Source organism: Actinomycetospora flava (assembly GCF_037400335.1).
Classification (GTDB): domain Bacteria; phylum Actinomycetota; class Actinomycetes; order Mycobacteriales; family Pseudonocardiaceae; genus Actinomycetospora; species Actinomycetospora flava.
On record NZ_JBBEGM010000001.1, the window covers coordinates 920,186 to 941,642 of the forward strand.

Below are 21,457 nucleotides of genomic sequence, written 5' to 3' on the forward strand. Positions count from 1 at the left end.
AGACGATGGACAAGGCGGCTCCCGTCCTCCTCCGCCGCGCCCGCACCGCCGACGTCCGCGGCATCAAGACGCTGGTCGACTCGTTCGCCGACGACAACATCCTGCTGCGCAAGCCGCTGGTCACCCTGTACGAGACGGTCCAGGAGTTCCGGGTGGCGATCCGCGGGCGCGAGGTCGTGGGGTGCGGCGCCCTGCACGTGCTGTGGGAGGACCTCGCCGAGATCCGCACCATCGCCGTCGACCCCCGGATGCAGGGCGCGGGCATCGGCCACGGTCTCGTGCACGAGCTGCTGGCCCAGGCGCGGTCCCTGGGCCTGCGCAGCGTGTTCGTGCTCACGTTCGAGGTGGCGTTCTTCGAGCAGCACGGGTTCACCGAGATCGAGGGCTCGCCGGTCAGCCCCGACGTGTACGCCGAGATGATGCAGTCGGCCGACGAGGGCGTCGCCGAGTTCCTCGACCTCGCCTACGTGAAACCGAACACGCTCGGCAACAGCCGGATGCTCCTCGAGCTCTAGCTCGAGGCCTCGACGAGGACGCCCGCCTCCTGCCGGGGCAGGCGCGCGGCCACGCGCCAGCCGCCGCCGCTGGGGCCCGCCTCGACGGTCCCGCCGACGAGGGCGGCGCGCTCGCGCATGCCGACGATCCCCAGGCCCGAGCCCTCCCGGGACACGGCGTGCCCGGCGCGCACACCCTCGTCGACCACCTCGACGGCCACCGCCTCGGGCTCATGGCGCACGGTGACCCGGGTCGGCGCGGGGCCGGCGTGGCGCAGGGTGTTGGTGAGGGCCTCGGTGACGATGCGCGCCGCGATGACGTCGGTCTCGGGGCGGTCGGCGGGGGCGGCGCCGACGACGTCGACGGTGACCGGCAGCCCCGCCTCGCGCACCGGGGCGACGAGCGCCGCGACCGTCGCGGCGTCGAGCTCGAGGTGCTCGGCCTCCTCCCCCGACGGCACGCCGGGCCCGAGGCCGTCGAGCAGGGTGGGCAGCGCGGTCGCGATCCGCTCGCCCGCCTCGGTGATCGTCGCGAGCGTCGCGGGGTCCGGGGCCACGCGGGCGGCGTGCACGGTGACCACCAGCGCGGACAGCTCGTGGGCCAGGACGTCGTGGAGCTCGCGGGCCAGGCCGAGCCGCTGGGCGGTCACGGCGCGCGCCGCGTTCTCGGCCGCCCGCGCGTCGGCGCGCCCGGCGGCGGCCCGGGCGGCGCGGCGCTGGAGCACCCCGAGGCCCCAGATCGCCGGGACGATCACGTACGACAGCGCCACGGACGCCCGGCTCGAGGCGAGCGCGGCGGGCAGCCCCAGCGTCAGCGTCGTCATCGCGACGGCGGCGGTGCACGCCAGCACCGTGAGCCCCGAGGCCACGACGCCGGCGCCGAGCCCCGCCCCGAACACCAGCACGCTCCACGACGCCTCCGTGACCAGGTGCGTCGTGCCCATCGCCGACGCGACGGCCGACGCCGCCGTGGCCACGACCAGGGCCGGCAGCGGCGCCCGGCGCCACCACCCGAGCGTCGCGGCCTGCACCAGCAGCGGCAGCAGGCCGAGCGGGCGGGTCGGGTCGAGGTCGAACAGCGCCACCGTGTCGGCCACCGGGCTGCCCGGGCGCAGGTGGGGCGCCGCGTAGTCGGCGAGCAGCCCGAGCACCCCGGCGAGCCCGGCCACCGCCACGGCGAGGGCGAGACCGCCACGGGACGGCGCCCAGGGCGACGGCGCCTCCCTCGCGGGCGCCGGCACCGGACCCGCCTCGCCGGACGCATCGGACTCGCCGACCGGCCCGCGCAGCACGCTCAGCGCCCGGCGCATCCCGGCGAGGGCGGCGCGGGCCTCGGCGGCGATCGCCGTGAGCACCGGAGCCGGGTCGGGGGCGTCGGCGAGGCTCCGGGTGCGTGTCACGACCCGCTCGACGCGCACGGCGACGAGCTCGCGCAGGTCGCCGGCGAGCCGGTCGCGCTGCGCGCCGAGGGCGTCGGCGAGGCGCTCGTGCTCGGTCTGCCGGCGACGCGCGTCGACCCGGGCGGCGCGGACGCGGGCCACGAGGGCGAGGGCGCCCGCCCCGAGCACGAACGGCACCAGGGTGATCTCGAGCGAGGCCCCGACCCCGAGGGCGGTGAGCGGCTCGCGGGGGTGGACGGCGAGCCCGGCGAGCAGCGGCGCCGCCAGCGTGGTGCCGACCACCGCGACCGCGCCGGGCAGCGGCCGGGCCCGCCGCACGACACCGAAGACGAGGACCGCCCAGGTGTAGGTCGGCACGGCCTCGACCAGCGCCCACCCGACCGGCACGCTCACCGCGAACACCACCAGCGCGCCGACGGGACGCACCCGCCGCCACAGCACCGGCACCGTCTGGACCGCGCCCGCGGCGACGACCGCGACGACCCGCCCGCCGCCCACGCCCGGGTTCCACGCCCCCACGGCGAGGGCGGACAGCGCCACCATGACCAGCAGGACGCCGACCACGAGCGCGTCCACCGGGCGCAGCTCCGGGAACGTCATGCCGGACGCGCGGGCACCAGGCCGCACTCGAAGGCGTGGACGACGAGCTGCACGCGGTCGCGGCGGCCGAGCTTGCGCAGCAGGTGGGCGACGTGGGTTTTCACCGTCGACTCGGCGACCACCATCTCGGCGGCGATCTCGGCGTTCGAGAGCCCGCGGGCGACGAGCACGAGCACGTCGTGCTCGCGGGCGGTGAGGCCCTCGGGCGGCGCGGCGGGCGTCGCCGGCTCCTGCGTGACCCAGTCGCGGACCAGGCGGGTGGTCACCGACGGCGCCAGCAGGGACTCGCCCGCGTGCACCGTCCGGACCGCGCGCACCAGGTCCTCGGGGTCGGAGTCCTTGAGCACGAAGCCGCTGGCGCCCCCGCGCAGGGCGCGGCGCACGTAGTCGTCGACGTCGAAGGTCGTCACGACCAGCACGCGGGTGTCGGGGTACGAGGCGGTGATCTGCTCGGTGGCGGTGAGCCCGTCGCCGCCGGGCATGCGCACGTCCATCAGGACGACCTCCGGGCGGTACGAGCCCACGGCGGCGACCGCGGCCGGGCCGTCGCCCGCCTCGCCGACGACGTCGATCCCGCCCGCGGCGGTGAGCACGGTGCGGAACCCGGTGCGGACGATCGGCTGGTCGTCGACGAGCAGCACCCGGATCCCCACGGCCGGTCATCCTGCCAGCACCTCGTCCCGCGCGAGTTCGCCTCGCGCCCCATGCCCGCCCGCGCCACCTCGTGCGGGCCGAGCAGACGGTGAGGACCCACGTCGGGCGCATCCTCACCGAGCTCGACCTGCGCGACCGCGTCCAGGCCGTCGTGCTCGCCTACGAGACGGGCGTCGTGACGGCCCGGCTCGACCGCTGGGAGCTCCGCACGATCACCGGGGCGAGCACCGCGACCGCGGCGGTGACGACGCCCAGCGCCAGGATCGCCAGGGACAGGCTCCCGAGCGGGCCCGCGACGGCGAGCAGCACGAGCGGGCAGAAGAACTGGCCGATGAACATCGCGGCGGTCCAGAAGCCGGTGCCCCGGCCGCGCTCGGCGAAGCCCAGCCCCGACAGCGCCCAGGTCAGCAGCGTCGGCAGGAGCAGGCCGGTGCCGGCGCTCGCGATCACGGCGCCGACGGCGATCACCGGCACCGACGAGGAGATCCCCACGACCACGAGACCGACCGCGGCGAGCCCGAGGGCGACCGGGAGCAGGACCCGCGTGCCCCGTCGGGCGACCCGGCCGAACGTGTAGCCGCCCGCCGCCGTCGCGAGCGAGGCGACGGCGCTGAGCAGGCCGATCGTGGCCGTCGACGTCACGCCGACCGAGGCCAGCACCAGCGAGAGCTCGGCGATCGGGGTGTAGAAGACGATCCCGCCGAACAGCGTGACCAGGCACGGCACGGCGATGAGCCGCCACGGCACGGGCGGCAGCTCGGCGCCCGGGCTCCGTCCGGTGGAGCGCACGAACACCGCGACGAGCACGGCGACGACGAGGCTGGAGAAGTAGAGGACGAACGGCGCCCGCCAGCTGACCGCGCCGAGCGCGCCGCCGAGCCCGAAGAACACCGTGGCCGCGAGCGTCGTCGCGATCGTCTGCCGGCCGAACCAGCGGTCGCGGGCCGTGCCGTCGAACAGGTCGGCGAGCAGCGTCGTGCAGGCGGTCATGATCGCGGCCTCGCAGATCCCGACCCCGACCCGGCTGGCGACGATCGCGCCGAGCGAGTCCAGGTACAGCGGCGCGGTGCCGAACAGGGCGTAGACCACGAGCGCGACGACGAGCACCCGCTTGCGCCCGGCCGCGTCGACGATGCGCCCGGCGACCGGCGCGAGCAGGCCGATCACGAGCGCGGGCGCGGTGAGCACGATCGGGACCAGCACCTCGACGCCCGCCGTGCTCGCGAAGGCCTCCATCATCCGCGGCAGCACCGGCGCGAGGAGCACCGAGCCCAGGATGGGCAGGCAGCTGCCCGCCAGCAGGATCGCGCCCTGCCCGGTCGCACCCCGGGACCGGGCCGCCCCGCCCTGGTCCGCTTCCTCGCCGGTCACCGTCACGGTCTCCTCCGCACTCTCCTGGGGGCCGTGATCGGCACCACACGTGCGGCGAAGTGTCGGGGCGGGCGACGAGTGATCGGAAATCACTCCTGTTGGGGGTCACCATCCGCGACGCTGATGGCGGGCAGGTCCGCGCCCACCTCGGTGAGCAGCCCCCGCAGCCACCGGTGGGCGGGGTCGGCGTCGTACGTCGGGTGCCACCACATGGCCTCGACCAGGGGCGTCGCGGTGAACGGGCACGGCAGGACCCGCACCCCCTCGTCGGGGCGCAGCCGCGCCGCGAGCCGGCCCTGCAGCAGGGCGACGCGGTCGGTGCCGGCGACGAGGTCGGGGATCGGCAGGAACGACTCCACGACGACCTGCGCGCGCGGCTCGATGCCGTGGGCGCGCAGCTGCTGCGCGGCGGGGGTGAACGCGGTGGGCCGGTGGTAGACGGTCACCCACGGCAGCGCGGCGAGGTCGTCCAGCGTGACCGTCTCCCCCACCCGGTCGTTCGTCGTGGCGACCAGCACCACCCAGTGGTCCTCGTAGAGGTCGAGGTAGGGCAGGTCGTCGACGAACCCGTGCGGCAGGAGCAGCCCGTCCAGCGCCCGCAGCCGCTCCGCCGCCCCCGCGACGTCCTCGGGGCGGTGGGGGCACAGCCGCAGCCGGGCGCCCGGCGCCGCGCGGGCGAAGGCCGCGGCCAGCGGCGGCCCGAACACGCTCGTCGCGTAGTCGGACACGAGCAGGGTGAACTCGCGGCTCGTGGCCGCGGGGTCGAAGTCGGGCGCCGCCGAGAACACCCGCTCGATCCCCGTCACCGCGGCCTCGGTGCGGTCGATGAGGCGCGCGGCGAGCGGGGTGAGCTCGTAGCGGTTGCCCACCCGGGTCAGCAGCTCGTCGCCGAAGTGGCGGCGCAGCCGGGCGAGCGCGGCGCTGACCGCGGGCTGCGAGAGCCCGAGCGCGGCCGCGGCGCGGGTGACGTTCCGCTCGGCGAGCAGCGCGCGCAGGGAGAGCAGCAGGTTCAGGTCGAGGTTGGCGAGCCGGAGCGGCGGTGCCTCGTCCATCACGTAGACATACCACCGCCGCGGCGCAGGGCGGTGTCGAGCGCGCGCGCCCCGGTGATCAGCAGGCCGAAAGGCACCTCGCGAGCCCCTCCCCGCGTGCTTTTCCGCCTGGTGATCACCGGGACGGGCGGGCATCAGCCCGGGCGATGGCCGGCATCAGCGGTTCGCTCTTCCGGCTCCCCCGTGATCGGCCGCACAGTCGGTGGGCACACGCCACCGACGTCGCGGAGGAAGCATGACGAGGCTGGGGACCTTCTCGCGCCCCGGGGAGGACCGACGGTTCGCGGGGCTCGTCACCGACTCCGACACGGTCGTCGACCTGGGCACCACCATGCGGGACCTCCTCGCGGACTGGGACGCCACGCTGGACGGGCTCGACGGCCGCACCGGCGGCGAGCCGCTGACCGGACTGCGGGTGCACGCCCCCGTCGAGCCCGGGCAGATCCTCCAGTCCGGCGCCAACTACCGCACCCACGTCATCGACCTGGCCGCCGCGCACCACGCCGAGCGCGGCAGCCGGCCCGACGCGGAGATCCGGGCCGAGGTCGCGGAGATGATGGACCGGCGCGCCGCCGAGGGCACGCCGTACCTGTTCATCGGCCTCCCGTCGGCGGTCACCGGCCCGACCGACGACGTCGTGATCCCGCCGTGGACGCAGAAGTTCGACTGGGAGCTCGAGCTGGCCGCGGTGATCGGCCGCGAGGCGTTCCGCGTCGACCGCTCGACGGCGCTCGAGCACGTCGCCGCCTACACGATCGCCAACGACCTCACGGCACGCGACCAGGTCTTCCGCCGCGACATGCCCGAGATCGGCACCGACTGGTTCCGCGGGAAGAACGGCCCCGGCTTCACCCCGCTCGGCCCGTGGCTCGTGCCCGCCCGGGACGTCGACCCGACCGACCTGCGCATCCGCCTCGAGCTCGACGGACCCGACGGCGGAGTGATGCAGGACGAGACCACCAAGGACATGCTCTTCGACGTCGCGGCCCTGGTCGCCGCCGCCTCCGAGATCACCCCGCTGCGCGCCGGCGACCTCGTGCTCACCGGCAGCCCCGCGGGCAACGGGATGGCGCTGGGCCGGCTGCTGCGCGCCGGGGACGTCATGACCGGCTCGATCACGGGGCACGGCGTCGACCTCGGCACCCAGCGCACCCGGGTGGTGGCCCCGTGACCGGCGCCGCCGTGACCACCGACCGCGCCGCGGTCCTCGCCGCCGGGTACGACCCGGCGAAGCCCGAGGAGGCCGTCGCCGCCGTCGCCGCCCGGGTCTCGCGGTGGGGCCGCTGGGGTCCCGACGACGTCCTGGGCTCGCTGAACCTGCTCACGCCCGCCAAGCGGGTCGAGGGCGCGGCGTGTGTCCGCACCGGGACCGCGTTCTCCCTGTCCCAGCCCTTCGACGAGACCGGCCCGCAGAACGGCTGGAAGAAGCGCACCAACCCGGTGCACACCATGCTCGGCACCGGTCACGAGGCCCTCGACGGCGAGTTCCCCCACGGCATCGGCGGGGCCGACGACGTCATCGCGATGCCGCTGCAGTGCTCGACGCAGTGGGACGGCCTGGGCCACATCTTCGACCACGGCAAGGCCTGGAACGGCCGCGACGCCGCCGCCGTCGTGCGCGTCGAGGGCGACCGGCTCACCGGCATCGAGACCGCCGCCGCGCACCTCGCCGGCCGCGGGGTCCTGCTCGACGTGGGGCGGGTGATCGGCGGGGGCGAGCTCCCCGACGCCTACCCGATCACCGCCGACGAGCTCGACGAGGTCGCCCGGGTCCAGGGCGTCGAGGTCCGGCCCGGCGACATCGTCTGCGTGCGCACCGGGCAGTACGCCCGCACGCGCCGCGACGGCTGGGGCGGCTACGCCGGCGGCCCGGCGCCCGGCCTGTCGTTCACCACGCTCGACTGGCTGCACGACACCGACATCGCCGCGGTCGCGACCGACACCTGGGGCGTGGAGGTCCGGCCCAACGAGTTCGACGTGGCCTTCCAGCCGCTGCACCAGGTCGCCATCCCGCACCTGGGCCTGTTCCTCGGCGAGATGTGGGACCTCGACGGTCTCGCCGACGCCTGCGCCGCCGACGGCCACCACGACTTCTTCCTCACCGCCGCGCCGCTGCGGATCACCGGCGCCGTCGGCTCCCCCGTCAACCCGATCGCGGTGAAGTGATGATCGAGACCGTTCTCGTCGTCGGCGGTGGCGCCGCGGGCACCGCCACGGCCATCCTGCTGGCCCGCGCCGGGGTGGCCGTCGACCTCGTCGAGGCCACGCCCGCGATCGGCACCTCCGGGTCCGGCATCACGCTGCAGGGCAACGCGCTGCGGGTCTTCCGCGACCTCGGCGTCCTCGACGACGTCCTCGCCGCCGGGTACGCGTTCGACGAGGTCGGGCTGCGCACCCCCGACGGCGGCGTCCTCGCCGTCATCCCCGACGCCCGCACCGGCGGGCCGGACCTGCCCGCGACCGTCGGGATGCCGCGCGGCGAGATGGCCCGGCTGCTGGCGCAGCGGGCCGCCGAGGTCGGGGTGAAGGTCCGCACCGGCGTCCGGCTGGAGGAGCTCAGCGAGGCCGGCGAGGCCGTCTGCGACGACGGCACCCGCGAGACCTACGACCTCGTCGTGGGCGCCGACGGGCTCAACTCCGCGGTCCGCGCGCAGATGGGCGTCGACACCCGCCCGGAGCCGCTCGGGATGGGCATCTGGCGGGTCTTCACGACGCGGCCCGAGAGCGTCACGCGGACCGACCTCACCTACGGCGGCGCCGCCTACATCGCGGGCTACTGCCCCACCGGCGACGACTCGATCTACGCCTACCTCGTCGAGGACGCGGCCGACCGCACCGGCCTGTCCCCCGACGGGCAGCTCGCCACCATGCGCGAGCTGGCCGGCCACTACGGCGGGCCCTGGACCGAGATCCGCGAGCGGATGACCGACCCGTCGCGGGTGAACTACACGTGGTTCACCCACCACCTCGTCGACGGCCCGTGGCACCGGGGGCGCGTCGTGCTCGCCGGGGACGCGGCCCACTCGTGCCCGCCCACCCTCGCGCAGGGCGCGGCGATGGCTCTGGAGGACGCGAGCGTGCTGGTGGAGGAGGTACTGGCCGGTCACGGCGACCTCGACGCCGCCCTGACCGCCTACACGACCCGCCGTCGCGAGAGGGCCGGCGCGGTGGTGGCGGGCTCGGTGCAGCTCGCCCGCTGGCTGCTCGACCACGAACCCCCGCCGCAGGCGGGCGGCAACGCCGACGTGCCCGGCCTCATGGGCCGCACCGCCGCCCTCCTGACCCAGCGCCCCTGAGGGAGACCGCCATGGACCGCCTGATCACCCACCTCCGGCACGTCGACCTCGCCGTGCCCGACTTCGACACCCAGCTGGCCTTCTACCGCGACCTGTGGAAGCTCGCGCCGGAGACCACCGACACCGGCATCGCGTTCCTCGCCGCCGAGGGCTCGCCCGAGCAGTACCAGGTGCGGCTGCGCGCCGATGCCGAGAAGCGCGTCGACCTCATCGCGTTCGGCGCCGAGACGCCCGCCGACGTCGACGCCCTCGCCGAGAAGCTGGGGCGCGACGGCGTGACGCTCGTGAGCTCGCCGGACAAGCTGACGACCCCCGGCGGCGGCTACGGCTTCCGCTTCTTCGACCTCGAGGGCCGCACGATCGAGGTGTCGGCCGACGTCGCGACCCGGGCGCACCGCCGCGTCGAGGAGGGCGAGTCGGTGCCGGTCAAGCTGTCCCACGTCGTCATCAACTCGCCGCAGCCCGAGGCCCTGGTCGCCTGGTACGACCGCCACCTGGACTTCAAGCTCTCCGACACCCTGTTCTCCCCGCACATGGGCGAGATGATGTGGTTCCTGCGCTGCAACCCCCAGCACCACTCGCTCGCGATCGCGCGCTGTCCGCACGTGTCGCTGCACCACGCGTCGTTCGAGCTGCGGGGCATCGACGAGTACCTGCGCGGCACCGGCCGGCTGCTGCGGGCCGGCGTCGAGAAGGTGTGGGGCCCGGGCCGGCACCTGGCCGGGAACAACACGTTCTCCTACTTCCTCGACCCGCAGGGCAACACCGTCGAGTACACGACGGAGCTGGAGTGCCTCGACGAGGACACCTGGCACCCGTCGCTGTACGACTTCACGAACCCCGAGGTCTCCGACCAGTGGGGAACGGCGAACCCGATGAGCGAGTTCGTCGCGAAGAAGTCGTTCAACGACCCCGACCGCGGCGTCTTCGTCGCGCCGCCGGTCTGATGCGGGTCGCGTCGGTCCTGCACGACGGGGCGCACAAGGTGGGCGTGGTGGTCGGCGATCCCGCGGACCGCGTGCACCTGCTCGACACGACGGTCACGATGCTCGACCTGCTGCGCTCGGGCACCCTGCTCGACGCGGGCCGTGACGCCCTCGCGGCGCCGGCCGTGGCGCTGGACGACGTCCGCCTGCTCGCCCCGCTCGAGCCGCCGACGGTGCGCGACTTCGTGGCGTTCGAGGAGCACGTCGAGGGGATGCGCAAGCTCGCCGGCATCCCCGAGGCCTGGTACGACGCGCCGACGTTCTACTTCTCCAACCCCTACGCGACGCTCGGCCCCGCCGACGACGTCCCGGTGCCGCCGGGGTGCGGGGTGCTCGACTTCGAGCTCGAGATCGGCGCGGTCATCGGGCGCACCGGCTGCGACGTCGCTCCCGGCGAGGGGTGGGCGCACGTCGCGGGGCTGACGATCCTCAACGACTGGTCGGCGCGCGACCTGCAGGCCGCCGAGATGCAGGTCGGCCTGGGTCCGGCCAAGGGCAAGGACACGGCGACCACGCTGGGCCCGTGGCTCGTCACCGCCGACGAGTTCGCGCCCGACGGCGAGGGCTTCGTGGACCTGGCGCTGACGGCGGCGGTGAACGGCGAGGTCGTCGGCGAGGACCGGCTCGCGCACATGGGCTGGCCGTTCGGCGACCTCGTCGCCTACGCCTCGCGCGGCACCGAGGTCCGCCCCGGCGACGTCCTCGGGTCCGGGACCTGCGGCCACGGCGGCTGCCTCGGCGAGCTCTGGGGCCGCGGCGTCACCCACGCCGAGCGCCCGCCCCTGGCCCCGGGCGACGTGGTGACGCTGACCGCGGAGGGCATCGGCACCCTGAGCTCCCGCGTCGTCCCCGGCGCCGCCCCGACCCCGATCCCCCGCGCCCGCCCTCGCCCCCGTGTCAGCGGCGTGCCGCCGCAGACGTTGAGTGTCCGTAACGCCACGCCGTCGACGGCACCCCCGGAGAACCGATGAGCCCCACCACCGACGTCCACGCCCACCTCCTCGTCCCCGCCGCCGAGGCCCTCGTCGCCGACGAGCCCGCCCTCGCCGAGGCGCGCGGCGTCGAGGCCCGGGCCGCCGGGCCGGCGTCGGCGCGCGTCAACCGCGAGCAGATCGGCGCCCTCGGCCCGGCGCTGACCGACCGCGCCGTCCGGCTCGCGGCCATGGACGCCGCGGGGATCGAGGTGCAGCTCGTCAGCCCGATGCCGATCCACCACACCTGGGCCGACCGGGACCTCGCCGCCCGCTACGCCGCGGCCGTCAACGACGGCGTGCTCAGCCACTGCGCCGGCGCGCCCGAGCGCCTCCTGGGCCTCGGCACGACACCCCTCCAGCACCCCGACCTCGCCGTCGAGGTCCTGCGCCGGGGCGTCGCGGACGGGCTCCGGGGCGTCGAGATCGGCACCCACGTCACCGGCCCGGACGGAGTCCGCCGGGAGCTCGACGACCCCGCGCTCGCCGGGTTCTGGACCGCCGCCGCCGAGCTCGAGGCCGTCGTCTTCATCCACCCCTGGGGCTGCACGCTCGGCGAGCGCCTCGACGTCGGCTACCTGTCGAACAGCGTCGGCAACCCCGTCGAGACCACCGTCGCGCTCTCCCGCCTCGTCGCGTCGAACGCGCTGCCCGACGGCGTCCGCGTGCTCGCGGCCCACGGCGGCGGCTTCTTCCCGCAGGGCACCGCGCGCCAGGACCACGCCTGGCACGCCCGCCCCGGCGACCGCGTGGCCGACGGCCCGCCGAGCGAGGCCCTGCGCCGGCTGTGGTTCGACGCGCTCGTCTACACCCCGGAGGCCCTGCGCCACCTCGTCGCCGTCGCGGGCGCCGTCCGTGTCGCCCTCGGCACCGACCACCCCTTCGACATGGGCGTCATCGACCCGCTCGACCGCCTCGCCGCGGCCGGCCTCGACCCCGCGGCCGCCGAGCAGGTCCGCGCGGGCAGTGCCGCCGCCCTGCTGGCGCCGCGCCGTGCCACGGTGAGGTGACGTCCGGTGTTCTCCTGACGTGGAGGAGGCACCGTGCTCGAACTGATCCCCCGCGAGCGGCGCACGCTCGCACCCGGCGTCGTCCACGTCCCGGACTGGCTGTCCCTCGCGACGCAGCGGCGGATCGTCACCGCCGCCCGCGAGTGGGCCCGCGAGGGTCCGGGCGCCCGTCACGCGACCCTCCCGAACGGCGCCCGCATGAGCGTCGAGACGGTGTGCCTGGGCTGGCACTGGATCCCCTACCGCTACAGCCGCACCCGCGACGACCAGGACGGATCGCCCGTCCAGCCGTTCCCGGCCTGGCTGGCGACGCTCGGTCGGGCGGCGGTCGCCGACGCCTACGACGACCCCGACGCCGTCTACGCGCCCGACGTGGCGCTCGTGAACTCCTACCGCGGCGACGCCCGCCTCGGGATGCACCAGGACCGCGAGGAGCTCGCGCCCGACCCCGTGGTCTCGCTGAGCCTCGGCGCCGCGTGCGTCTTCCGCATCGGCGGCCCGCACGACCGGCGCGGCCCGTGGCAGGACGTCGAGCTGCACTCCGGCGACCTGATCGTCTTCGGCGGCGAGCACCGGCTCGCCTACCACGGCGTCCCGAAGTTGCTGCCCGACCGCGACGTGCCCCCGGTCGGCACCGCGCCCGGCGAGCGGCTCAACATCACCCTGCGGGTCTCCGGCCTCTGATGTACCGCCTGCTCGGCGCCGACGGCCGCCCGTACGCCTCGACGACGCCCGGCACGCTCGGCGGGCACCGGCGCCTGCGTCTCTACGGGCGGCTCGACTGCCCGAGCGCGCTGCGCTGGCTCGCCCGCGGCCACTACGCACGGCACCGCGTGTTCTTCGCCGACGAGGCCACCGCGCGGGCGGCGGGCTACCGGCCGTGCGCGGTGTGCCTGCCCGAGGCCCATCGGGCCTGGCGAGTCGATGAACGGGGAACCGTTACCTCTTCGTGACCTGCTGGGGCTCTGTCCTGGGGTATCCCGGGCGGGACTGTCGGGGGTCGGTTCTAGCGTTCTTCCCGTGAGCGTGGAGCAGGATCAGCGGCCTGGGCTGGCGGCCCGGCTGTCGGGTCGTGCGCCGGATGCTGGTCTGCACGCGCTGCTCGACACGATCGACCCGGCCGGGTTGGACGGCCCGGAGCTGGCCGCTTATGTGCGGGCGCGGTTCGCGGTGCACAACCGCGCGGAGGCCCAACTGCTGGCGGGGTTGCGGGAGCTGGGGCTGGCGGTGGAGGACGCCGACGGGCGCCCGCGGCGGTTACCGAGCTCGGACGAGTTCTCCGGCGACGAGGTCGCCGGGGTGCTGGGCTGTTCACGCACCATGGCCTCGCGTCGCCTAGCGCTGGCCGACGACCTGTTCTCCCGGCTGCCTGCCCTCGGGGAGGCGTTGTGGTCGGGGCGGCTCGACGAGTCCAAGGTCCGCGCGATCAGCGAGTGTGTCGCCGACCTGTCCGCCGAGCACGCCCGCCTCGCGGTGGCCGAGGTCCTGCCGGAGGCCGGCGAGCTGCCGGTGATGGCGCTACGCGAACGGGTCGGCGAGATCGCGCTGGCGCTCGACCCGGAGTGGGCCGAGCGCCGCCGCCAGCGCGCCGAGGCCCGCGGGCGGTTGGAGCTGCGGGCGAACCCGTCGGGGACGGCGACGTTGTCGCTGCTCGACGCGCCGGCGGCGGACGGCATCGCGTCGATGTCGCGGGTCGAGGCCCTGGCCGCCCAGCTGCGCGCGGCGGGGGTGCTGACCCCGATCAACCGGCTGCGAATGCAGGTCGGAACCCGGCTGCTCGACGGGTCCACCGCCGGCATGACCGACGCCGAACTCATCGCGCTGCTCGCCGCCGAGTACCACGCCGCGAACGGTCCCGACCCCGACGACGGGCCAGACGAGGGGCCAGACGAGGGGCCAGACGAGGGGCCAGACGAGGGGCCGGACGAGGGGCCGGACGACGGTGGCCCGGACAGCGGACCGGGTGGCGGCGCGCCCGGCGACGGCTCGGGCGACGGACCGGACACCGGATCGGGTTCCGGTCCGGCCGCCGGACCAGCTGATCACGGCCCCGGTGACGAGAGCCCGGACGACGGCGACACTGGCGACGGGTTAGACGACCGCGGGCCCAGCCCCGACGAGGGCTCCGGCGAGCGCTCCGGCGAGGGCTCCGGCGAGGACGGGCCGGGCGGCCGCCACGACCTCGACCTCTCGCTGCCCGCGCCGGGCTCACCCGCCGCGCAGGGCGTCCTCGACCTCAACGGACTACCCAACCTGTCGGAGCCGGTGATCGAGCCCGAGCCGATGGAGCCACGGGCCGGGCGGGTGCGCCACGGCACCGTCGAAGTCCGGCTGCGGCTCACGACGGCGCTCGGGCTCGACCAGCACCCCGCCACCGTGCCCGGTTTCGGGGCGGTCACCGCCCCCGTGGCCCGCGACCTCATCGCACAACGGCACCGCGGGGAGTGGCGGGTCGTGCTCGTCGACGACGACGGGCACCTCCAGCACGTCCTGCTCGCCCGCAGCCGACCAACCCGCCCCCGCAACCAGGCACGGGTGCGGGGGCGGGCACCGGGCGCGACCCGGACCGGGGCCATCGTCGAACTCCACGTTCCGACGACACTCCTGGCCGCCCTGGACCCCGACGATCACGGCCCATGGGCTCCGCTGCTGCGCGAACTCCACGCCCGGCTCACCGACCTCCAGCACACCGGGCGGCTCGGGCTACCCCCCGACGCCGACTCCGGGCCCGACCAGTGGCGGCGCCGCCGGCCCGGTGCCGAGGCCGAGCGCTGGACCCGCGCCCGCGACCGGCACTGCATCGTCCCGTGGTGCCGCCGCGCCGCGCACCGCGCCGAGATCGACCACACCCGCGACCACGCCCACAGCGGCCCCACCGTCACCTGGAACCTCGGCGCCTGGTGCAGCCACGACCACCGCGCCAAACACCACGCCGGCTGGCACGTCCGCCAACCCCTACCCGGCTGGTTCATCATCCGCACCCGCGCCGGCATCACCCACACCACCCGGCCACCACGCATCCTGCGACCACTCCCGACACCCAGCCCGGCGCAGCGCCCGCGACCACTCCCCGACGACGGCCGGCTCGACCAGGACACCGACTACCTCGACGACTGGCGCCGACGCTTCGCCGCCAAGTTCGGCAAGGCCAGCACCCCACCAGCCCCTGAACCGCCGGCCCGCCACGACCCCGACGACCCGCCCCCGTTCTGAGCTCGGGGCCGAGCCTCGCGGAGGAACGCGGAACGCCGGTCCGGCGCGATGATCACGTGGAGATCGACTCGGGGGCAGGGTCGCCACGACCCACCGCACCGCGGGACGCGGCTACCCGCGCTCGGCGTCCTCGTCGGGCGACGGTCCGTCCGGCCCGTCATCGGGAGCAGCAGCCGCCGACGGCGCCGGCTCCCCGCGCAGGGAGGCCAGCAGGTCGGGCAGCTCGTCGGGCTTGAACAGCACGTCGCGGGCCTTGGACCCCTCCGACGGCCCGACGACGCCGCGGGTCTCGAGCAGGTCCATGAGCCGCCCGGCCTTCGCGAACCCGACCCGCAGCTTGCGCTGCAGCATCGACGTCGAGCCGAACTGGCTGGTGACGATCAGCTCGGCCGCCGCGACCACCAGCTCGAGGTCGTCGCCGATGTCCGGGTCGATCTCCTTCTTCTCGCCGGCGGCCTCGGTGGTGACGCCCTCGGTGTACTGCGGGTCGGCCTGCTCCTTGCAGTGCTCGACCACCGCGGAGATCTCGTCGTCGGAGATGAACGCGCCCTGCAGGCGGTTGGTCTTGCCCGCGCCCATGGGCAGGAACAGCGCGTCGCCCATGCCGATGAGCTTCTCGGCGCCGGGCTGGTCGAGGATGACCCGCGAGTCCGTCAGCGACGACGTCGCGAACGCCAGCCGGGACGGCACGTTCGTCTTGATCAGGCCGGTGACCACGTCGACCGAGGGCCGCTGCGTCGCGAGCACCAGGTGGATGCCGGCGGCGCGGGCCTTCTGGGTGATGCGGACGATGGCGTCCTCGACGTCGCGGGGCGCGGTCATCATGAGGTCGGCGAGCTCGTCGACGATGCACATGATGTACGGGTAGGGCCGGTAGACCCGCTCGGAGCCGAGCGGCGCCTGGATCGCCCCGCTGCGCACCTTCTCGTTGAACACGTCGATGTGCCGCACGCGGTTGGCCTGCATGTCCGCGTAGCGCTGCTCCATCTCCTCGACCAGCCACTGCAGCGCCGTGGCCGCCTTCTTCGGCGAGGTGATGATCGGCGTGATGAGGTGCGGGATGCCCTCGTAGGGCGTCAGCTCGACCATCTTCGGGTCGATGAGGATCATCCGGACCTCGTCCGGCGTGGACCGCTGCAGCAGCGACACGAGCATCGAGTTGACGAAGCTCGACTTGCCGGAACCGGTCGAACCGGCCACGAGCAGGTGCGGCATCTTCGCGAGGTTGGCCGTGACCATCCGGCCCTCGATGTCCTTGCCCAGGCCGATGACCATCGGGTGCGTCTCGGCGCGCGCCGTCGAGGAGTTGAGGACGTCGCCGAGGCGGACCATCTCGCGGTCGGTGTTGGGCACCTCGATGCCCACCGCCGACTTGCCCGGGATGGGCGCGAGCAGCAGCACCCGGTCGGTGGCCGCGGCGTAGGCGAGGTTGCGGTGCAGGGCGGTGATCTTCTCGACCTTCACCCCGTGCCCGAGCTCGACCTCGTAGCGGGTGACCGTCGGGCCGCGGGTGAACCCGGTGACCTCGGCGTCGACCTTGAACTGCTCGAGCACCCCGGTGATGGCCTCGATCATCGCGTCGTTCGCGGCGCTGCGGGCCTTGGGCGCCTCGCCCGGTGTGAGCAGGTCGGGCGGCGGCAGCCGGTAGTCCGAGTCGGGGTCGTCGCGGTGCGAGCTGAACGACGTCGCGGCCTGGGGATCGGTCTCGGTCTCCTCCGGCGGCGCGGTGACGTCGGGGACGGCCGCGGCCGGCGACGCGGCGGACGGCTTGCGCTTCTTCGCGGGCGGCGCGGGCGGCGCGGACGACGCGGACGGCGCGGACGCCGGCGGCTCGGCGTCGACGGCCGCGGCACCCTCGGGCGGCGTGGTGAGGTCGGGCACCGCACCCGCGGCGCGCTCGCGGTGGCGCGCCGGGTGCCCCGCCGCGTCCCGAGCGGCGTCGGGGTCCTCCTCGGCGTCCTCCCCGCGACGTCGCCGGCGGATCTTCGTGGTGGGCGCCGTGCCGTCGTCGTCGGGGTCCTCGAGACCGTCGACGTCGACGTCGTCGGGCCCGCCCCACTCGTCGTCCGGGTGCTCGCCGGTGACCAGCGCGCGCAGGCGCACCCCGACCTCGCGGACCGGCGTGCCGGTGAGCACGAGCAGCCCGTAGAGCCCGACGAGCACGAGGACCACGCCGGCGATCCACACGGTGACGCCGCGCGCGAGCGGGTCGGCGACGACGGCACCGAGGACCCCGCCGCCCTCGCGGCGTCCGGCGAGGTCGCGCGGCGCGCCGGCGACGAGGTGCCAGACGGCCAGGACGCAGACCCCGAGCAGCAGCGCACCGACCACCGTGCGCGGGCGGGTCTCGGGCGACGGATCGGTGCGCAGCAGCACCACCGCGACGCCGAGCAGCACCACGGGCAGCACGAGCGCCGCGGCACCGATGACCGTGCGCAGCCCGACGTCGAGGCCCGCGCCGACCGGGCCGCCGGCGCCCCACCACACGCCCGCCGCGGTGAGGACCGCGAGCACGACGAGGCCGAGCGCGACCCCGTCGCGCTGGTGCGCGGCGTCGACGTCGCGGGCGCGTCCGAGCGTCCGGACCACGGAACCGAGCCCCCGGGCGGTCAGGACCCAGCCGCCGCGCAACGTGCGCACGATCGGGCCGGGTCCGGTGCGGCGCGCGGGGGCGCGGCCCTTGGTCGTCCGCGCCGCCGGCCGCTTCCGGCCCGGCGCGGGACGGCGCTGCTGGGGCGACCGGGTCGAGGTGTCGGCGCCGCCGCCCTTCGCGCGCGGAGTCCGGCCGCCCGTGATCGGGCGGCTGCGGGACCCGCGCTTGTCAGGTGTCTCGGTCCGCCCGGCCATGGGCCCACGGTATCCCGGGGCCACCACGAGCCCCGGTAGCCACACGCGCCCCGCGGGGGTGGGCCTGCCGGACCGGGACTACCTCCGCCCCACGATCTCGTCGTGCCACACCGAGGTCTTCGTGCAGTACTCCGGCGCGACCATGACGTCCCGCTCCGCGAGCAGCTGCTCGAACCCCGCGGCGGCCTCCGGCACCTCCTGCGGGCAGCAGCGCGTCGAGAGCTCCACCAGCTCGCGCCCGCTCGGGAACCGGAAGTGCTCGAGGTCGACGCGCCGCAGGCCCAGCCCCCCGGCCGAGACCTTGACCCGGCGCACGACCATCGGTCCGTGCACCCGCAGCTCGCTCAGGCGGGCGTCGTCGAGCGTCTCGCTCCCGCCGGTCAGCGCCCACGTGCACTGGGTGGACGACAGCAGCTCCCGCGCCTTGGCCGAGCCGGCGATCACCGACGCGGCGATCGCCGAGTCGATGTCGCGGCGCACCTCGATGTCCTTCCAGACCCCCTCGGGGACGACGTCGTACTCGACGCGCGCGCCCCGGGGCCGGTAGCAGCCGAGCTCCGTGCCGCGGCGGCGCGCGGACACCGCGAGGTCGAACTTCCCGCGCGCCCGACGGCGCAGGCGGACCTCCACCCCGGCCCGGAGGAGGTCCAGGTCAGGGGTGTCGAGGAGGTAGCTCTGGCGCACGCTCCACGTCGGGGCGTGGCGCCCGGTCAGGGCTTCGGCCGCGGCCCCGGCAGGCGGCACCAGCAGGGTCTTCATCTCCACACTGTCGGCGTGCGTCCCGTGCGTGCTCAGCCATCGGAGCGCCTCGGCCGACCCGAACCTGCCCACCCGACAGTCCTCCCGTCCGGCGCCGACCGCCCCCGCCGGCGGCGCCGCCCACGACCGACCATAGACGCAGCGCGGTGATCCAGAACACCTCGCTGCGCAGAACCCGGCCGGTCGGACAGGGTCGACGGTCCCTCCCGCCGACCCGCCGGATGTTCCGGCGAACGGAAACGTTGAAAAAACTACCGACCGTGATCAACCCAGGCCGCAGCGGTGATCGACGCTTCGTGAGCATGATCGAGATCTATTGACCTCGTTGGGCCTCTTGCCGACGTCGGACCGGCTCCCTACTGTCGCCTGTGGCTCAGCACACACCGCTCGGCGCCCAAGACTGACCGGCCGCCGTGGGACGGACGTGTCCTGCCGCCCAGTGGTCGACGTCGTCGGCCGGACGGTCGAGTGACCGAAGGCAGCAGCAGAGCCCTCCCCACCTCGACGTCCCGGCGATGCGCCACGTCCCGCGACACCCCGGCCGCCCCTGCGCCCGGGTCCGTCGGCGGAGAAGAAATCGGGCATCCACGAGGAGGTACGTCGGATGACGTCCACTGATCGATCGGACGAGCTGGCCGCGGCCGGCCTGGACGGGCAGAACAGGACAGCCCTGGGCCGGCTGCTCGGCACGGGCTCCATCGGCCACGCCGAGAAGGGCTCCGACGGGATCATGAGGGCCACGGTCCGGATTCCGGAGGACGAGCTCGTCTGGGAGCCCTCGATCCTCGTCTTCCCGGAGGGCGGCGAGGTCGAGCTCACGCTCATCAACGACGACAAGAACACCCACTGCGCGGTGCTCCCCCACAACGGCGACCCCAAGATCATCTGGCTGGTCAACCACTCCAAGGGCACGGCGCGGCTCTCGCTGTCCGGCCCGGGCACCTACTACTACGGCTCCACGACCGGCAACGACGAGGGCCGCGGCCTGACGGGTGCGCTGGTGTTCGGCGGCGAGGTGCCGGACTCGGCGAAGCAGGACCGTCCCCCGCAGCCGCGCCCGTAGACCCGTAGAGCCCGAGAGAGGAATTCCGTCGTGACCGATTACGTGGACGCCGGCGAGGCCGTCCCGCACAAGACCCTCAGCGCCACCAAGGGCCAGGCCCCGGCGACGAGCAACGTCGACTTCGAGCGCATCAAGAACGCGCGCAGCGAGCCCCAGAACTGGCTCACCTACTACGGCACCTACGACGGTCAGCGGCACAGCGCGCTGAACCAGATCAACAAGGACACCGTCAAGCGCCTCAGCCCCGCGTGGGTCTTCCAGGCCGGCATGAACGGCCTGCACTCCGGCGCGTCGACCTACTCGTTCGAGGCCTCCCCGCTGGTCGTCGAGGGCGTCATGTACGTCTCCGGCCCCGACGGCAAGGTCTGGGCGATCGACGCCGCCACCGGCGAGGAGCTGTGGCGCTACAAGTGGGCGTCGCCGTACGACGTCTCGCTGTGCTGCGGCAACGTGAACCGCGGCGTCGCCGTGGGCCACGGCAAGGTGTACCTCTACACCCTCAACGCCCACCTCATCGCCCTCGACGCGCAGACCGGTGACCTGGTCTGGGACACCGTCAACGGTGACGTGCGCGCCGGCGAGAGCGGCTCGGTCGCCCCGCTGATCGTCAAGGACAAGGTCATCGTCGGCAGCGCGGGCGGCGAGTTCGGCCTCCGGGGTCACATCGACGCCTTCGACGCCCAGACCGGCGAGCGCCAGTGGCGCCGGTACACGATCCCGAAGCCGGGCGAGCCCGGCTCGGAGACCTGGGGCGACGAGAACGCCGAGGCGTGGCAGCGCGGTGGCGCGAACTGCTGGGTCACCCCGACCTACGACCCCGAGCTGGAGCTGCTGTACCACGGCACCGGCAACCCGGCGCCCGACTTCGACGGCGGCGTCCGCCCGGGCGACAACCTCTACACCGACAGCGTCGTGGCCGTGGACGTGAACACCGGTGAGATCCGGTGGCACTACCAGTTCACCCCGCACGACCTGTGGGACTACGACTCGACGATGGAGAACCTGCTCTTCGACGCTCCGGACGGGCGCAAGCTGCTCGCCCACGCGGACAAGAACGGCTACTTCTTCGTCCTCGACCGCACCAACGGCGAGCTGGTGCGCGTCTTCCCCTTCGTCGACCGCATCACCTGGGGCGAGATCACGCCGGACGGCAAGGTCACGCCCAAGGTGTACCCGGACGAGGAGGGCGTCCCCGTGCACTTCTGGCCCGGTCCGGCCGGCGGCAAGGAGTGGACGCACATGTCGTACAACCCCGCCACGGGGTTGATCTACGTGCCCGTCCAGGAGGTCGGGGCGACGGCCACCCGCCGCCGCCGCGAGTTCCGCGAGAGCATCCCCTACTGGGGTGCGGGCGTCGCCGTGGACCTCGACGACTTCTACGGCTACGTCGCGGCCATCGACCCGGTGACGGGCGAGGAGAAGTGGCGCTGGAACAACGAGTACCCGATGTGCGCCTCGACGCTGACCACCGCGGGTGGCCTGGTGTTCCAGGGCACGCCGACCGGTGAGCTCGTCGCGCTCGACGCGGAGACCGGCGAGAAGCTGTGGTCGTTCCAGTGCGGCAGCGGGCACCACTCGAGCCCGTCGACGTACGAGGTCGACGGCCGCCAGTACATCGCGGTGCCGACCGGCTGGGGCGGCTGGGTCGAGGGCTTCCTGCCCGGCCTGCTCGGCGCCGCCGCGGGCGACGCGCTGTTCTGCTTCGCGCTGCCCGAGTAAGTCCACCGGACCAGCAACACCG

General features: G+C 74.8%; 18 protein-coding genes and 1 pseudogene. 13 read left to right on the forward strand and 6 right to left on the reverse strand.

Annotated elements, in window-relative coordinates; genetic code table 11:
• Nucleotides 1-5: 5 nt before the first annotated feature.
• Nucleotides 6-515 carry an amino-acid N-acetyltransferase gene (locus WCD58_RS04500; RefSeq protein WP_337700804.1) on the forward strand — a complete coding sequence of 170 codons (510 nt, stop codon included), beginning with the start codon at nt 6-8 and terminating at the stop codon, nt 513-515.
• On the opposite strand, the gene WCD58_RS04505 is transcribed toward WCD58_RS04500, so the two are convergent.
• Both WCD58_RS04505 and WCD58_RS04510 read right to left on the reverse strand, forming a co-directional pair.
• On the reverse strand, nt 512-2,494 hold the full coding sequence (locus WCD58_RS04505; RefSeq protein ID WP_337699907.1) for a sensor histidine kinase: 1,983 nt from the start codon (nt 2,492-2,494) through the stop codon (nt 512-514). The two genes, WCD58_RS04500 and WCD58_RS04505, sit on opposite strands and share 4 nt — an antisense overlap.
• Nucleotides 2,491-3,147 (reverse strand): response regulator, encoded by a 657-nt coding sequence (locus tag WCD58_RS04510; RefSeq protein WP_337699909.1) that lies wholly within the window; start codon nt 3,145-3,147, stop codon nt 2,491-2,493. Before WCD58_RS04510 ends, WCD58_RS04505 begins: the two co-directional genes overlap by 4 nt.
• A gap of 68 nt (nt 3,148-3,215) precedes the next feature.
• On the opposite strand from WCD58_RS04510, the pseudogene WCD58_RS04515 reads away from it, so the two are divergent.
• A pseudogene (locus WCD58_RS04515) lies at nt 3,216-3,326 on the forward strand (DNA-binding response regulator); the annotation flags it as partial.
• Here WCD58_RS04515 and WCD58_RS04520 read toward each other — a convergent pair.
• Together WCD58_RS04520 and WCD58_RS04525 are read right to left on the reverse strand one after the other, a co-directional pair.
• Nucleotides 3,308-4,519, reverse strand: coding sequence for an MFS transporter (locus WCD58_RS04520; RefSeq protein WP_337699912.1), 1,212 nt, complete (start codon nt 4,517-4,519; stop codon nt 3,308-3,310). The pseudogene WCD58_RS04515 and the gene WCD58_RS04520 overlap by 19 nt on opposite strands.
• 89 nt (nt 4,520-4,608) lie before the next feature.
• Entirely contained in the window at nt 4,609-5,571 is a 963-nt protein-coding gene (locus WCD58_RS04525) for a LysR family transcriptional regulator (protein ID WP_337699913.1), read from the reverse strand.
• Nucleotides 5,572-5,806: 235 nt separating this feature from the next.
• Here WCD58_RS04525 and WCD58_RS04530 point away from each other — a divergent pair, with 235 nt between their 5' ends.
• From WCD58_RS04530 to WCD58_RS04570, 9 genes are all read left to right on the forward strand, one after another.
• On the forward strand, nt 5,807-6,742 hold the full coding sequence (locus WCD58_RS04530) for a fumarylacetoacetate hydrolase family protein (protein ID WP_337699915.1): 936 nt from the start codon (nt 5,807-5,809) through the stop codon (nt 6,740-6,742).
• On the forward strand, nt 6,739-7,737 hold the full coding sequence (locus WCD58_RS04535) for a cyclase family protein (protein ID WP_337699918.1): 999 nt from the start codon (nt 6,739-6,741) through the stop codon (nt 7,735-7,737). The genes WCD58_RS04530 and WCD58_RS04535 overlap by 4 nt, the downstream gene beginning before the upstream one ends.
• Nucleotides 7,737-8,867, forward strand: a complete 1,131-nt coding sequence (locus WCD58_RS04540; RefSeq protein ID WP_337699920.1) for an FAD-dependent monooxygenase — start codon at nt 7,737-7,739, stop codon at nt 8,865-8,867. Before WCD58_RS04535 ends, WCD58_RS04540 begins: the two co-directional genes overlap by 1 nt.
• Before the next feature lie 11 nt (nt 8,868-8,878).
• Nucleotides 8,879-9,814 (forward strand): VOC family protein, encoded by a 936-nt coding sequence (locus WCD58_RS04545; RefSeq protein ID WP_337699921.1) that lies wholly within the window; start codon nt 8,879-8,881, stop codon nt 9,812-9,814.
• On the forward strand, nt 9,814-10,824 hold the full coding sequence (locus WCD58_RS04550; protein WP_337699923.1) for a fumarylacetoacetate hydrolase family protein: 1,011 nt from the start codon (nt 9,814-9,816) through the stop codon (nt 10,822-10,824). Before WCD58_RS04545 ends, WCD58_RS04550 begins: the two co-directional genes overlap by 1 nt.
• Complete coding sequence (locus WCD58_RS04555; protein WP_337699925.1) at nt 10,821-11,834, forward strand: amidohydrolase family protein; 1,014 nt, start codon at nt 10,821-10,823, stop codon at nt 11,832-11,834. Before WCD58_RS04550 ends, WCD58_RS04555 begins: the two co-directional genes overlap by 4 nt.
• 33 nt (nt 11,835-11,867) lie before the next feature.
• A complete protein-coding gene (locus WCD58_RS04560) occupies nt 11,868-12,518 on the forward strand; it encodes an alpha-ketoglutarate-dependent dioxygenase AlkB family protein (protein WP_337699927.1) in 651 nt (216 codons plus the stop codon).
• On the forward strand, nt 12,518-12,787 hold the full coding sequence (locus tag WCD58_RS04565; RefSeq protein ID WP_337699929.1) for an Ada metal-binding domain-containing protein: 270 nt from the start codon (nt 12,518-12,520) through the stop codon (nt 12,785-12,787). Before WCD58_RS04560 ends, WCD58_RS04565 begins: the two co-directional genes overlap by 1 nt.
• A gap of 67 nt (nt 12,788-12,854) precedes the next feature.
• A complete protein-coding gene (locus tag WCD58_RS04570; protein WP_337699933.1) occupies nt 12,855-15,047 on the forward strand; it encodes an HNH endonuclease signature motif containing protein in 2,193 nt (730 codons plus the stop codon).
• Between the two features lie 111 nt (nt 15,048-15,158).
• Here WCD58_RS04570 and WCD58_RS04575 read toward each other — a convergent pair whose 3' ends face one another.
• Both WCD58_RS04575 and WCD58_RS04580 read right to left on the reverse strand, forming a co-directional pair.
• The gene (locus WCD58_RS04575) at nt 15,159-17,894 is read right to left on the reverse strand and encodes a DNA translocase FtsK (RefSeq protein WP_337699935.1); all 2,736 of its coding nucleotides are present in this window, start codon (nt 17,892-17,894) and stop codon (nt 15,159-15,161) included.
• A 78-nt stretch (nt 17,895-17,972) separates the two neighbouring features.
• A complete protein-coding gene (locus tag WCD58_RS04580) occupies nt 17,973-18,653 on the reverse strand; it encodes a hypothetical protein (RefSeq protein ID WP_337699937.1) in 681 nt (226 codons plus the stop codon).
• 604 nt (nt 18,654-19,257) lie between these two features.
• On the opposite strand from WCD58_RS04580, the gene WCD58_RS04585 reads away from it, so the two are divergent.
• Both WCD58_RS04585 and WCD58_RS04590 read left to right on the forward strand, forming a co-directional pair.
• Nucleotides 19,258-19,716 carry an MSMEG_3727 family PQQ-associated protein gene (locus WCD58_RS04585; RefSeq protein ID WP_337699939.1) on the forward strand — a complete coding sequence of 153 codons (459 nt, stop codon included), beginning with the start codon at nt 19,258-19,260 and terminating at the stop codon, nt 19,714-19,716.
• Between the two features lie 30 nt (nt 19,717-19,746).
• A complete protein-coding gene (locus tag WCD58_RS04590; RefSeq protein WP_337699941.1) occupies nt 19,747-21,435 on the forward strand; it encodes a PQQ-dependent dehydrogenase, methanol/ethanol family in 1,689 nt (562 codons plus the stop codon).
• Nucleotides 21,436-21,457: the final 22 nt, after the last annotated feature.